At 46.6% G+C, this 13,475-nt stretch carries 12 protein-coding genes; 4 read left to right on the top strand and 8 right to left on the bottom strand.

Annotated elements, in window-relative coordinates; genetic code table 11:
• Window positions 1-10 precede the first annotated feature (10 nt).
• Window positions 11-781, bottom strand: coding sequence for a PTS mannose/fructose/sorbose/N-acetylgalactosamine transporter subunit IIC (locus HF569_RS01545; protein WP_168849811.1), 771 nt, complete (start codon window positions 779-781; stop codon window positions 11-13).
• A gap of 170 nt (window positions 782-951) precedes the next feature.
• On the opposite strand from HF569_RS01545, the gene HF569_RS01540 reads away from it, so the two are divergent.
• Window positions 952-1,608 (top strand): histidine phosphatase family protein, encoded by a 657-nt coding sequence (locus HF569_RS01540; RefSeq protein ID WP_168901078.1) that lies wholly within the window; start codon window positions 952-954, stop codon window positions 1,606-1,608.
• A gap of 50 nt (window positions 1,609-1,658) precedes the next feature.
• On the top strand, window positions 1,659-2,561 hold the full coding sequence (locus tag HF569_RS01535) for a LysR family transcriptional regulator (RefSeq protein WP_168901077.1): 903 nt from the start codon (window positions 1,659-1,661) through the stop codon (window positions 2,559-2,561).
• 144 nt (window positions 2,562-2,705) lie between these two features.
• Here the strand turns inward: HF569_RS01535 and HF569_RS01530 are convergent, their stop codons facing one another.
• Both HF569_RS01530 and HF569_RS01525 read right to left on the bottom strand, forming a co-directional pair.
• On the bottom strand, window positions 2,706-3,086 hold the full coding sequence (locus HF569_RS01530; RefSeq protein WP_168901076.1) for a hypothetical protein: 381 nt from the start codon (window positions 3,084-3,086) through the stop codon (window positions 2,706-2,708).
• Window positions 3,087-3,107: 21 nt separating this feature from the next.
• Window positions 3,108-3,512: a DUF948 domain-containing protein gene (locus HF569_RS01525; protein ID WP_168849815.1), complete on the bottom strand. Its 405-nt coding sequence runs from the start codon at window positions 3,510-3,512 to the stop codon at window positions 3,108-3,110.
• A 213-nt stretch (window positions 3,513-3,725) separates the two neighbouring features.
• Here HF569_RS01525 and HF569_RS01520 point away from each other — a divergent pair, with 213 nt between their 5' ends.
• Window positions 3,726-4,598: a mechanosensitive ion channel family protein gene (locus HF569_RS01520; protein WP_168901075.1), complete on the top strand. Its 873-nt coding sequence runs from the start codon at window positions 3,726-3,728 to the stop codon at window positions 4,596-4,598.
• Window positions 4,599-4,846: 248 nt separating this feature from the next.
• On the opposite strand, the gene cbpB is transcribed toward HF569_RS01520, so the two are convergent.
• Genes cbpB through racE form a run of 4 tightly spaced genes read right to left on the bottom strand, consistent with a single transcriptional unit; the run spans window position 4,847 to window position 7,311 of the window.
• Window positions 4,847-5,335 (bottom strand): cyclic-di-AMP-binding protein CbpB, encoded by a 489-nt coding sequence (gene cbpB / locus HF569_RS01515; RefSeq protein WP_168901074.1) that lies wholly within the window; start codon window positions 5,333-5,335, stop codon window positions 4,847-4,849.
• A 7-nt stretch (window positions 5,336-5,342) separates the two neighbouring features.
• Window positions 5,343-5,876: a metallophosphoesterase gene (locus HF569_RS01510; RefSeq protein WP_168901073.1), complete on the bottom strand. Its 534-nt coding sequence runs from the start codon at window positions 5,874-5,876 to the stop codon at window positions 5,343-5,345.
• A 1-nt stretch (window position 5,877) separates the two neighbouring features.
• Window positions 5,878-6,477 carry an XTP/dITP diphosphatase gene (locus HF569_RS01505; RefSeq protein ID WP_168901072.1) on the bottom strand — a complete coding sequence of 200 codons (600 nt, stop codon included), beginning with the start codon at window positions 6,475-6,477 and terminating at the stop codon, window positions 5,878-5,880.
• On the bottom strand, window positions 6,478-7,311 hold the full coding sequence (gene racE / locus HF569_RS01500) for a glutamate racemase (protein ID WP_168901071.1): 834 nt from the start codon (window positions 7,309-7,311) through the stop codon (window positions 6,478-6,480).
• Between the two features lie 186 nt (window positions 7,312-7,497).
• Here racE and HF569_RS01495 point away from each other — a divergent pair, with 186 nt between their 5' ends.
• Window positions 7,498-8,016: a YslB family protein gene (locus HF569_RS01495; protein ID WP_211089581.1), complete on the top strand. Its 519-nt coding sequence runs from the start codon at window positions 7,498-7,500 to the stop codon at window positions 8,014-8,016.
• Window positions 8,017-8,235: 219 nt separating this feature from the next.
• Here the strand turns inward: HF569_RS01495 and HF569_RS01490 are convergent, their stop codons facing one another.
• Window positions 8,236-13,215: a phosphodiester glycosidase family protein gene (locus HF569_RS01490; RefSeq protein WP_168901070.1), complete on the bottom strand. Its 4,980-nt coding sequence runs from the start codon at window positions 13,213-13,215 to the stop codon at window positions 8,236-8,238.
• Window positions 13,216-13,475: the final 260 nt, after the last annotated feature.

Here is a 13,475-nt window from a genome sequence, read left to right as displayed (position 1 = left end):
TCCTTAATCCTTAGTTGGTTGACTTCTTAGACGTAAATGTCACGTAGAGGATGGCAAAGATGGCACCAAAGATGGCGTAGATCGTCATGCTAATGTCCAGCTTGGCAAAGGCCACGCTCATGAAGTAAGCCAGGAAGAAGAATGGTAAGAGTTGTTTCTTCCCAATAACTTGCATGATTACGGCAATCCCTAAGGCAGCCAACCCACCACCAACACTGTTCAAGACGTGAATCAACGTTCCGTGTTCAATGTTAGCGACTAAACCGGAAATTACCGGTGCACCGAAGTACAGGGCGATAAACATCAGTGGGATAAACAGTGCGAAGGAAATCAAGGTTGGAATCCCCATGATGGCAAATCCTAAGCCCCGGGCATTCCCTTCCCTAGCGTATTTATCCATAGGTTTCAACGCGAAGGTGTTTAGGAAAAATCTGAATTGATAGAGGTAACTTCCGAGCAACCCCACGGGCACCGCAATCGCGATCGCTCCTTGAGGACTCATGTGGCCTAGCAGCGCAACTGGCACCGCAATGGCCGTGGCGATACATGGTTCAGCGGGCAAAGCACCCCCTGGGGCAACGAAGCCCATGTAGACCAACTGAATGGCAGCGGTTACAATCATGGCTTGTTTGATATCCCCCATAATAAAACCAACCATCATCCCCGTCATCAGCGGACTAAACCGCATCGTCAGGGTTGAAAAACCTAAAATCCGTGATTCAACCAGTGCGACCCAAAGTGCAATTAGTAACGCTTGCCAGATTGATAACGTCACATGCATGATAAATGCCTCCCTAAAGTAAATGTATAATGGCAACAAAAGATAATCATTCTTACCTATCTGGTAAAAACATCTGCCTCTATTATAAATGAAATCGGTTTCATTACAACCTTGAATATAATCTTTTTTTCGAATAGAATGGAATCAAACCATAATGGGGGTAAAACAGTATGACTGAAATTAAGATCTATGTTGTCCGCCACGGCGAAACCCTACTCAACTCTTTTGACCGCATGCAGGGATGGGTCGACTCCGACTTAACCGCTAAGGGCCGGCAACAAGCTGTGGCCACTGGTAAACGGCTCCAACATATTCCATTTGATTATGTTTGCTCCTCGGATCTAGGCCGCGCCATCGAAACCCGCGACTTAATCCTGGATCAGTTGCCACATCAACCCAAAATTCTGGCGCCTAACAAAACCTTTAGAGAGGTTTGTTTCGGCTACTATGAGGGATTGAACGCCCCGGCGACTTGGCAAGCAGTGGCGCAAGCGACCGGCTACGCGGGACAAGAAGAACTCATTGCTAATTTTGGGTTTTCCAAGACCCGGCAGCTTATGCATGAGAGCGATCCCGCCAAGATGGCAGAAACTTATGATCAGGTCATTGCCCGGTGGCAGCACGGTTTCGACGTCATTCACGAAGCGTGCCCGGATCAGGCCACGGTGCTGTTGATTACCCACGGCACGTTCATCCGGACACTCGCCGATTACCATGGCATCAACATCGTAGGTAACTTTCCCCTGAATGGCAGCATTTCAATCGTCGAGGAAACGGACGATGCCATCAAACTAGTCAGCTATAATCAAACTGCGGATCGCGATTAGCTTCCCTGTAATCCCGCTCACGCACGATTCCCAAAATTGGAGATAGACTCATGAATTCAGAGCTGTTGCAGACCTTTTTAAAAATTGTAGAATACCGGCAAATCTCCCAGGCTGCGGATTCTTTGTACATTACGCAAGCCGCTGTAAGTAACCGGTTACATCGGATGGAGAGCTTACTAGGGGTCAAATTGATCAACCGGGTCAAAGGAAATAATACGATTTCTTTGACGCGCTATGGTCAACGTCTTGTACCAATTGCCCGCCAATGGATTCAGCTTAATGACCAAGTAGATAGTCTCAAGGAAATGGGTGACTACCACGTCCTAAGCATTGCCACTTCCTTGGACATTAATACGGCCATCCTATCTGAAATTGCGCCCACCACCCTGATGGACGATTCGCTCTTACGTTTTAATATCCAGACAACTGATGATTTGAATATTTACGACCTCATTGATAACGATTTGGCTGACATTGGCTTTTCATTCGTCGAGTCGACGCGGCATAAAATCGAAACGCGTAAGATTGGGCAGGAACGTCTCGTGTTGGTCACCCCACCGGATAGTGCCTACCCCGACTTTGTAGGAACAACCATGCTGTCTCGTTACGATGAGATTATGATTCCTTACAATGACAGCTACCGTAAGTGGCACATGCTCTGCTGGGAAGATAAAATCCCCCCATTTGTGCACCTAGACGCCAGCCTGCCAGTCCCTCAGTACTTTGTGAATGACCGGAATTGGGCATTGATTCCAGAGTCGATGGCGCGGTTCTTTCTCAAACACGGTCAACCGCTGCGCGTCCTGCATTTGCTAGAGAAGCCGCCGGTACTCCCCTTAATTGCCGTCAGTCGCCCTCAGCGAATCAATGCGCCAGAGGCCAAAAAACTAGCTGTGAAATTGCAATCAGAGCTGTTTAAACAACAACAGGATAACGACTTCTTCCAAAGTTAAGTTATCTCCACTCCGTAAAAAGACAGAATCGCGGTGGCGATTCTGTCTTTTTGTGTGGCGTTCAACCGGTGCTGCGATTGACTTAACACCAAATAAAAAGCGTAACCCCGAGAGCAACCTCAGGCGTTACGCGAATACATTTCATTAATCTTGTTGATCATCTTTAGCCTGATCATCAGCTTGGTCGTCCTCGGCAGTCGTCGCTGCACCGGAATCAGGCAAATCAGTAACTTGATCACTACTCAACACAATGTCATCGGCCGGTTCATCATTGACCTCATCAGGCACTGTCTTCCACGCTGGAGCATCATTTTTGGCTTCTAATTTGTCATTCAGAGATTCCTTGAAGTCGTCTGCCGCATCGGCTGCATAGAATGCATAATCAATAGCACGATCTTTAAAAGCATTGTAACGATCACGCGCAGCATCCTTCAATGCTTCACGTTGTTCCAAGTCCAGTGCATGGTAAGCTGCAAAAGCGGCCCCGCCGACTAATAATCCTACTAATAACTTGTGTTTTGCCATAATAATGACTTCCTTTCGTGATTAATCCTTATTCTTGTGATTTCTGTAAAGATCAAACGCCGTCTTACCAACTTTAGCTGCTAGCGACGTCTTGGCCGTCTGCTTAGCGGTATCGGTCACCCGGTCGGTCAAATTACGCGTTGCCGTATTCAAGTCGGACACACTCTCACCTAAGTCAGCAGCGGCCTGGAAGACGGGATCGATGGTGGCAACTTTCTTATTAACGTCTTCCAGTAATTCATTTGCGTTGGCCATAATATTTTCAGCTTGATGACTGATCACATCCAAATCCGACGTCATCGTCTTCACCGATTTATTAACTTCACCCAACGTTTTATTCATTTTGACTAAGAACATGCCAATGAAGAGGACCAGAATCAAAAACGCTATTGCTGCGATCAGGCCCGCTACTTGTCCACCGGTCATGACAACCCCTCCTTGTACTCAGTTACTTACCAATAGAATAGCATTCTCAGCAGACCGGTGCAATTAAAACCCCAAATCTAGCCAGCTTTTCTGCTACAGAACTGGGCGCTCCCTTAAAAATCTGCTAAACTAGAAAGAAAACTGATTGCGTCCCTCCTGCGTAATTTCCACTACCAGGAACTACTCGCGACGCACTTAAAGGAGACTCGCTTCTTGATGGATTTAGTCACCTCAACTGCCACTTCTTCCAAGTGGTTTCAACACTACATTAGCTCGTTTGACTGGGAAAAGTTTGGTCATTTAATCACCAGTCGCTTTTTATCCCTACTCTTTTTGACGGTTTTGTTCTTCGCCATCAACGTGGTCGGTAAATTCATTCTTCGCCGTAGCTTTAAACGCTACCTGGTACCCAAGTCTGGTCCCAGCAATCGACTACAAACCATTAGTATGCTGACCATGAACCTCTTTCACTACACCATTCTCTTCTTCTGGATCTACGCGATTCTTTCCACCCTCGGTGTCCCCGTTGGTACACTAATCGCCGGTGCTGGAATCTTCAGTTTAGCTTTAGGTCTTGGTGCCCAAGGCTTTGTGAGCGACTTGGTCACAGGAATTTCTATTCTGCTCGAACAACAACTGGACGTGGGCGACGTGGTCCAGATCGGGACGATTGAAGGAACCGTCACCTCGATTGGTCTACGGACCACTCAGGTGACCAGCGCCGATGGCACCCTGAACTTCATCCCCAATCGCAATATCACCATTGTTTCCAACCGTTCACGTAATAATATGCACGCGTTGGTAAACATTCCCATTGCACCGACCACTCCGGTTGAAAAGCTTCCCGATATTATCCAGGCTGTCAACGAAAAACTTTTGCCACAACACCCTAGTGTCATCGGTGAACCGATGATCACGGGAGTCGTCACACTACCGCCCAACGAACTGGTCTTTCAAGTTAGCCTGACGTGTAAAAGCGGTAGCCAGTACACCCTGCAAGCGACCTTTCTCACGGCCTACCTGAAGGCCATTCGACAAGCTGGTATTCAATTGCCAACTCACGCGTCGCTGCTCGGCAGTAAGTAGGTCAGTGACTCTTGGGCTAAACCACCAAAAAAACGCTTGAATCCTCGATTGTAGGATTCAAGCGTTTTTTGGTGGCTAACTAAAGGTTGAAAGGACCAAAATCATTACCAACGCTAAAGTGACCAGGATTTTAGTCTGAAAAATAGCCTAAACCCGGCACCTGCGGCTGGCAGAGATTCCGCCTGCTGTGGGGATCGCTTGCGGCCTGAGAAGCGGTCCTCCGGCTCGGTTTGAAGCTCGGAAGTTCACTAATCCACCTTGTCGGTCAGCGACTTCTTCGCCGTCACCGCGTAGTAATTATGCAGATTGTGCGCCATAAAATTAATGCGTTTGAGAATCTCACGTCGGGTAATAATCCCTTGAAAGACCTTGTGCTCATCCACCAATGGAATGAATGGCTCATCCACTAAGTAGTTTAAAATCGTTTCTAATTTTGTCGGATCATCCACCCACCGATTAACCGGTAGCATCGCATCCGCCACCGTATATCGGCTGAGCTGATCGACGGCCGCCCCTGGCACGTGTAACAGATAATCTGAAATTGCCGCCAGCGAAATCATCCCTTGTAAATGATCGTCAGGGGTTAAGACCGGAATTCTGCTATAGCCCACTTTAGACAGCACCATGAAGGCGTGTTCTAAGGTGTTGGTAGCCGTCACATTGGCAACGACATCTGCTGAAATCACGTAACTTTTGGGGTCTTTAAGTAGCATTTGCTCGACGGCTGGGTCAATCATGCCTGAGTCATCCTTTCTGTGTTTCTACCCGGGCAAAAGTAAACCTAAGATCAGGTACGGGTTGCCCATCCCGTGTCACGTACTGTACATCCCATTGGGTGGCCGTTACGGTAATCAACGCACACGTCCCACCCAAGGTTTGAAATTCACCCCTAGGCTGACTGATACTCCCGGGATTAACAAATAAGTGACCGGCGACCATTTCGACAGCCAGTTGGTGGGTATGTCCATAAAATACTGCATCAGCTTGAGCCGCATCTGCCCGTAACTTTAACCGGGTCAGATTCCAGTTGACACCATCAAGATGCCCGTGCGTCAATAATACCTGACACCCGGCCACTCGTGGTGTGAGCACTTGTGGGAGGTTGGGATCGCTGTCCATATTACCTTGCACGACATAGGCATCTTGGAACCACGGATCATCTGCTCGCATTTCCGAATCGCCACAGTGAAAGATTGCATCCGGTTGAAGCTGTTTTTTTAATTTGACCAAGATATCCCGGTCACCGTGATTATCACTCACCACTAACCATCGACTCATCTTAAGCCTCCCACCAAGCATCGAACTGAGGCAACATTGCTGCCGTCGCTTTCGCTCTGTGACTGTGCTGATTCTTAGTTGCCAATCCCATCTCGGCAAACGTCATCTTTTCTGCCGGTACATAGAATAAGGGGTCGTAGCCGAAGCCATCGTGGCCTCGTGGCGCGGTCAAAATCTCACCACGTATTTCACCCGTTGCCACCAACTTTTTGCCATCTGGCTTGATCAACACTAACGACGTGTGGAAAGCCGCGCCCCGTTTAGCAGCCGGAACTCCAGTCAAGTTAGCCAGCAATTTTGCATTATTCCTCGCATCATCGTGGTCGCCAGCATAACGTGCTGAATAGATGCCCGGTTCTCCGTTCAAAGCGTCCACCATCAATCCCGAATCATCTGCCAACACCGGTAACTGCGTTTCTTGCGCGACCGCGGTCGCCTTGAGCGTTGCATTCTCCGTAAACGTTTGGCCGGTCTCCGCAACTTGTTTTAACTCTGGAAAATCAGCTAAAGTCTTAACCGTTAGTCCCTTGGGCTCAAAGATTGCGCGAAACTCACGCGCCTTACCAGCGTTCTTCGTCGCAATGACAATCGTGTTTTCCATTTAGTTAACCTCCGTCGTGTGAGTCAATGCTGTCAGGGATAAATGTTGTGCCCGGACAGGTGTCTCCTCTAACCAATTATCAGCTAATTCATTGAAACGGTCAATATCACCTGTTGTATAGTAATCGCTTTGGGGATGACGGACCCCTTCTGGATTGGCTAAATTCCAATAATCCAGTAAGGACGTGGCCATCTTAGCCGTGGCCGTCCCCGGATCGACTAACGTCACCCCGGCGCCCATGACGTCCTGAATGAGCGGCCGCAGAAGTGGAAAATGCGTGCACCCCATGACCAGAGTATCAATGTCTTGATCCAGCAGTGGCGCCAGTCCCGCTTGAACAACTGCCCGCGCATGCTCTGAATTCAGGTCGTTTTGCTCAACCAACGTCACAAATTCTTGGCAAGCTAAACTGATCACTTCATTATGCGGGTCTTTAGCCAAAATCGTCGTCCGATACTGGTCGCTCTTAACAGTCCCCGTAGTCGCGATGACTCCAATCCGGTGATTGTGCGTCGCTTGAACCGCTGACCGTGCGCCCGGTGCAATGACCCCCACCACGGGAATTGTAAGCTCACGCTGCATCGTCGCCAACGCCGCTGCCGTGGCCGTATTGCACGCAATAATTAGCATCTTTATATCCGCTTGCTGCTGTAAGAACCCAGCAATCTGCCGCGTAAACGTGGTGACTTCCGCCGCGTCCCGTGGCCCATAGGGTAACCGTGCCTGATCCCCTAGGAAAACTGTCTTTTCGGTAGGCAGTAACCGTTGAACCTCTTTTAATACCGTTAAGCCGCCGACTCCAGAATCCATTAACCCAATTGGACTGTTTTGCATGAATCAACGCTCCTCTCAATTACTTGAAACTATATTATCGCCTTTTTATGAAGCGGATTCAAGTTTCTTGCTGTTAAAATCTCAACAGGTGATAAAAAAGCATTAAATTTATGGGGAAATCAAAGTTGACCTATTTTTAAGGTATAATAAAATTAGAATCTAATTCGGACAAAGGAGCCAACTATTTTGAAAAACTTATACCAGACCGTCATGAATGATCCTGCTGGGACTGCCATCTTGCCCCAAATGATTCTTCGTGATGCCCTTATTCCAGAATTACTAGGTGAGGATAAGGGAGCCATCGAGTACTGGGCCGGTAAGTCATTGGCACGACGCTTCCCCATTGGCAACCCCACTGACGCCGCTATTTTCTTCAATCAGGCCGGCTTTGGTACACTGACACTTGAAAAACAAACTGCGGAAATGACGAAGTGGCAACTCAGCGGTGATCCGGTACGCTTACGGCTCAAGACCGCTGGTGATACCGACTTCACTTTAGAGGCTGGCTTTTTAGCCGAAATGATGGCGCAACAATTAGGGGTCGTCACGGAAGCCGAGCTCACCGATACCAATCGTAAGCTCAAGGATCAAGCCGTCACTTTTGCCGTCTACACAGATCCTGACGACATCATCCCGGATTATGATGCTCCGGAACCACTGAAGTTGGTTAAACCAGACACTGATACCGATAATACCGCAAAGTAGCTAGTCTCATTGACAACTAGGTGCCAATGTTCTTCTATACTCTGCTTAATAAACTGTTCAAAAACGACTACCACGGAGAAGTTCTGTAGTAGTCGTTTTTTGAATAGTTTTAAGTATTCAATTCTATTCCATACACTTGAATACAATATCCTCTAAATCGTCAAAAGAATCACTACTAGAAGTAATGACTCTTCTGAGATCTATTCTGCTTATTTTGCCTTAATACTTCACTAACGTACGACTTGCCGTAATGTATCCCCCGGCAACCTTGTAGTGGCGAATCCCATTACTAGAGTAATCCCAGCCGTTAATCTTTAGCACGGTTTTACCAGACACTCGACGTAACTTGTGCTTAAAGTTAACATCACGGTAAAGGTTAATCCCTTTCTTTACGGTAACCTGCTTAGGTGCCGCGTGCTTGCCAACCTGAACATTTTGTTTATTGGCGGACACATACTGTCTATTCGTTAACTGGAAACTATACTTTCCGTGTTGTTGAACGATTCGTTTTACCTTTAACACTTGGCCCTGTCGATAATGGTGCTTAACCTTTCCCGTCAACTTTCCGTTATCATAAGCCTTCAGGCCGCGAGTATTAATCACTGTAATAGTCTTAGCCTTCTTGTTATATTCAGCTGGCTGAACATACTTAGAACTAGCCGTAATATAGCCTGTTTTGCCATAACCTTTAGACTTTTTATTCATATCCCGAACGTGATACCGTAAGTATCCAGTTTTAGACTTAGTTGTTCCTAAAACTTTAAACTGCGGCTGGTGCATCTGTGGCTGACGATGATAAACCTTCATTCGATTAGCCTTGGAAAAGTCTGGCTTACGATACAGTGCCATTCCTTTGATTGCAATAACGCTGGTTGGAATTGACTTTTGATGAATCACTGATGGCTTATTTTCGTTGCTCCCCGTTTGATGACCATTCCCAGTAGTATTAGTTTCAGTCGTTGTGCTTTCTGGCGTCGTGCTTGCACCGTTACTGCCCTGACCATTGTTACCACCAAAAATAGTTTGTGGATGGTTATTCGCAACTAAGTCAACTGAATCAACTTCTTTACCGTCCGGATCACGCGTCACAATTTTCATACTCTTATCATCAATTTGTGCCGTTAAATAGACTTTTTGATTTTTATCAGCCTGTTTGTATGCCCAAGCATCGGGTTCATTAGGCAAAATATCATAAGTCTTCAAACCGGTATGTCCCGCAGCTAGGTAAGTTGTTCCTTTAGTCGTATTTTCAACGTTATTGAAGAGCTTTTTCGTTCGACCATAAGAATGGTCGTGACCACTGAAGACAACATCAATACCTAATTCATCACAAACTGGCGGTAACATTTTATGGAACATCGTCGACTCAGAATCAGCAGGGTTCTTATTGTACGGTGGTTGGTGGGTGGCAACAATCTTCCACGTCTTGTTGGAAGAACGCATGTCCTTACGAAGCCAATCCAATTCCTGCTTCATTTCGTCAACATTATTAGTCCAACCCAGCGAGGCAATATGCACGTTACCATAGTCAACCGAGAAGGTCCCCTTCCGGTTAACTGGCGCACCATTATGACTAGGTGTCCCCAACATTGCCGTTGCCTTGCTACCATCATCTCCCATGTACTCATGATTCCCTAGCACGTGAATCATATCTATGGAGTCATAAATCGGATGATTATCGAACATTTGCGATGTCACGTCAGCTTCATTGAAAACGGCTTGATCATCGTTAAAGTCCCCAACATGTAACGCAAAATCGGGACGATGATCAGACGTTTCTAAGCGCGCAATAATTTTATCAAAATCTTCTAATTGATCTGCTTTGTCAATCTGCGTATCCCCAAAAATATTAAAAGAAAGCTTTTTACTATCCGTTAATGTCTTAAACTGACGTGGAGTCGACCATTTCTCACCATTTCCAACCCGATACGTGTATGCCGTCCCCGGCTTTAACCCCTTCGCTGTAACACTATTCACTCGAAGCGCTTTACTATCACTTACATACGTAAAAGTCTTTTGCTCGCCCTTATAATTTTTAAAGGCTTTTTCTTTTTGAGCCGCATAGTCCTTGGTCGGAGCAACCTGCATAATGGCCGCTTGCTTCCCTACGATTGGATTCGTAAACCATGTAATCGTCTTTTGCGTTGCTGGATCTTGGGTTGATCCAGCTAATAAGTTGGAAGGTGCATCTGACTTTACTGGCTCAAATGCCTGAGCGGGGGTGGGAAAACTACTATGACTACCAACAAATGCAGCTAAAGTGAACTTGCCAGCTTTTTCGGTTAATTTGTCACTCTTAATCTGTCCCCGACTATCAGTCTTGCCAACTTCAACTGACTTCCCATCAGTCGTCTTCGACACTACTGCACCACCAACTGGTCTGTTGTGTGCATCCGTCACCGTTAACACACCCGCTTCTCCAACGATCATTTGGCCCAATTTCATTTGGTAGCTGGCAGTAATTTTAACAGGCGTTGGCTTCGATGCAAAGGTGTTCAGCATGTCTGCATTTTCCGTCATACCAGCAAATTCAGCAGTTCCTTTGGTAAGTTGTAAGACAAGCTTAGCAGTCGCCTCGGTATCCGCCGGCAAACTCAAGGTCACATGAGCAAGTGATTTATTTGTTCCCTTACCCTTGCCGTTTTCCTTAACATGAAGCTTTAAAATTCCAGTATTCTTGTCATAGTTAAAAGTATTGTCTTTAGAATCATCAGCGAACGTAACCTTCTTGACCGGGAAACCTTTCCCAACATTGATTGTGAACTCGCCAGACTTAACTTTCGCCAGATTCTCTGCCATAATATCAAATTCAGCCGTGCTTCCCAAGTTAGCCGATGCATTCTTGGCGACTTCTAAGCTAATGCCGGTTTCGTTATTCGTGTGAACATTGAAATAAGCATCTTTATCCGTCCGGTTTCCAAATTTATCATACACGGATACCTTAACGTGGTGGGTACCGTTAGCATACTGATAGCCTTTTAACGTAAACGTGCCATCCGGATCGAAGGTATATTTCGTACTGTCATTAGTCCTGTCCTGACCGTCAATATAAATCTTGTTCTTTTCCCAATCAATTCCAGACATATTGGGATCATTTTGATCATCATGTACCTTGGTTGTAATTGTAATATTTCCATCTTTGAACGTCTTACCATCAACGGAAATATTATCCACAATTGGGCTCTTTAAATCATCAACGTTAGCACCATAGACTGCTCGAATATTATCGACGTAAATACTTCCCTTAGTCTGTGGTGAACCACCCGGATTTCCAGACTTCAACGCCATCACTCGCACCACTTGTTTAGGGAAAGTCGCATATGGTCCTTGATAATTGGCTGGAATCTCAGCTTCTACATACTTCCAGCCCGTCCAGTTGATTCCCACTTTTTGATCAGTAAAGTTCAGTGGCTTAGATGTCCCCTTGCCATCATAGATTTGGCTTCTTAACCAATATCCCTGTGCTTCTGGCGTTGCATAAACCCACATTCCAATGGCCGTTGGTGTCCCCGGAATTTCCGTCCTTTCCTGTGGACCCGCGTAGGCACCTAAAGTCGTTCCCTTTTGTCCAGTAGTGAAGTCAAACTTGACTTCCATGGCATGGTCACCAAAGCGAACCTGCCCATTTTCTGGACTCGCGAGCGCAAGTTCATTTTCCTCTCCACGGCCTGAACCGCTAACTTTCCAATCACCCAATCCCTTTTCAAAGTCATACAGAACCACTGGCAATTGTCCAATTTGAACTTCTACTGAAGCCGTAATCTTAGTCCCAGTAATTGACGCTGTAACAGTTCCCTTAGCGTGCTTACCAGCCGTATGTAGCTTATTTTCACCGTCAATTGTTCCTAATTCTGCAGGTAGCTGCCAATCAACATCGCCGGCCTTCAACGTAACGTCGCGGCCTTTATAACGGGCCGTCATTCCCAATGAAACGACATCATCCGTTTTCAGACTCAGCTTCTTATTCAAGAAGTCTAGTGTATCTGGTTTGGCAATGGTAACCGTCGCCTGACCAACTGTTTTACCTTCACGAACCACATTAGCGGTGACATCACCACTCTTACCATTTGACTTGAACACGCCAGTCTTGGCATCGATTTCACCCAAGCTCTTATCCTGCAGCGACCAAGTAATGTCGGCCGGAAGGCTTGCGTCATAACCAGCCTTATCGACCCCCTTGGCTACGAAGTTGACGGTTGATTCTGGCGTGTACACATGATCCTTAGGCGTTACTTGCGCACGATCAAAAATATGATCCGATTTCTCAGTTGTCGTAATTAGCCAAGTATTGGCAACCTTACGTTCCTCACCATCGGAGGGCTTATTCTTCAAGCTAAGGTCCGTATCCCCAGGCGTTCGAGATAAATACGTAGCAGACCCGCCCCCATCAAGGTTCAACGCGTCAACTGCTCCTTGGTCTTTCATCGTTTCCGCGAGTTCTGCCGTCGTCATCCCGTTGGAATACGGTGATTGTTTCCCATCAATGGTCACGAAGAACACGGTGCCATCTGCCCGAATTCCGACAGCGCTGCGAGCAGCAAAGGCATCGCCATACTGTGTCAGACCAGTCTGAACGACCCCTTGCTTTACCAGAATTCCTAAACCACCTAGTGCTTGTTGTAAATCCCCCTTCACGTCATCGTACTGCTTTTGATCGCCAATCATGGCTTCACCGTTCTTCTTAACCCCAAAGAAGGATTCACCACTATTTGCCTTTGCAGCGTGAATTTCAACGCCATCCTTAACGACGTTTCCAGAAGGCTCACCAGTTCCCATGTTAAAGAAATCTGCATTCAGCCCAGCAACAACTTGATGACCATTTTTGATTGCAGCTTCGGCTTGACCACGAACAGTCTGCAACCCAATGTCTTTACTGTCATCCATCGTTCCGGCGTACAATCCAGCCGTCTTATCTTTTAAATCAACCGATACAGAATGCATGACCGTCCGATCACCAGCTGTATTCTTATAGGTCACTTTGCTTTCCGTGATCCCTGAGGCCAGTTGATTTCCAGTCTGCTCAAATGTATTGCCCTTTACATCAACTGCTTTGGTACCGGCTGCAGTCTTGGCTGCCACCTGACTCGCTAAAATCTGGTGGGTCATACTCGTTTGTGCATGCGCCACTGGTGTCAGCAACGGCATCAATACCAGAGCAGTTGCGAGTGTTGCTCGTAATTGTCTTCCCCGGGTAGTCATCTATATCTCGAAATCCCTTCTGAATTTGTCTGCAGTTAAACTATTGAATACTTCGACTGCTTTTCCTCCTAGCAACCGAAATAACATATTACAAAGTTTACCTGAGTTTTCATTCAAATTGGGCAACTACATCAACCCTGTACAATTCATCTACACAACTTTTACGTATTTATAAAGATGCCTATATAACAGCGTTTACAGTACGCGCATTCATAACTCTCTTTGTTTTATGTTCGCTGCTTCTCCCGGACAGCTTTCTA

The sequence above is a fragment of the Levilactobacillus tujiorum genome (assembly GCF_012641185.1).
Lineage (GTDB): Bacteria > Bacillota > Bacilli > Lactobacillales > Lactobacillaceae > Levilactobacillus > Levilactobacillus tujiorum.
The sequence above is the reverse complement of the archived record's forward strand: the minus strand, read 5'-3'. Positions and strand labels throughout refer to the sequence as shown.

Excerpts from the sequence above, each read along its gene's own strand:
- HF569_RS01545 (WP_168849811.1), bottom strand. The coding sequence starts at position 781 with ATGCATGTGACGTTATCAATCTGGCAAGCGTTACTAATTGCACTTTGG.
- HF569_RS01510 (WP_168901073.1), bottom strand. The coding sequence starts at position 5,876 with ATGAGTCGATGGTTAGTGGTGAGTGATAATCACGGTGACCGGGATATC.
- HF569_RS01530 (WP_168901076.1), bottom strand. The coding sequence starts at position 3,086 with ATGGCAAAACACAAGTTATTAGTAGGATTATTAGTCGGCGGGGCCGCT.
- HF569_RS01535 (WP_168901077.1), top strand. The coding sequence starts at position 1,659 with ATGAATTCAGAGCTGTTGCAGACCTTTTTAAAAATTGTAGAATACCGG.
- cbpB (WP_168901074.1), bottom strand. The coding sequence starts at position 5,335 with ATGATTGACCCAGCCGTCGAGCAAATGCTACTTAAAGACCCCAAAAGT.
- HF569_RS01505 (WP_168901072.1), bottom strand. The coding sequence starts at position 6,477 with ATGGAAAACACGATTGTCATTGCGACGAAGAACGCTGGTAAGGCGCGT.
- HF569_RS01525 (WP_168849815.1), bottom strand. The coding sequence starts at position 3,512 with ATGACCGGTGGACAAGTAGCGGGCCTGATCGCAGCAATAGCGTTTTTG.
- HF569_RS01540 (WP_168901078.1), top strand. The coding sequence starts at position 952 with ATGACTGAAATTAAGATCTATGTTGTCCGCCACGGCGAAACCCTACTC.
- racE (WP_168901071.1), bottom strand. The coding sequence starts at position 7,311 with ATGCAAAACAGTCCAATTGGGTTAATGGATTCTGGAGTCGGCGGCTTA.
- HF569_RS01490 (WP_168901070.1), bottom strand. The coding sequence starts at position 13,215 with ATGACTACCCGGGGAAGACAATTACGAGCAACACTCGCAACTGCTCTG.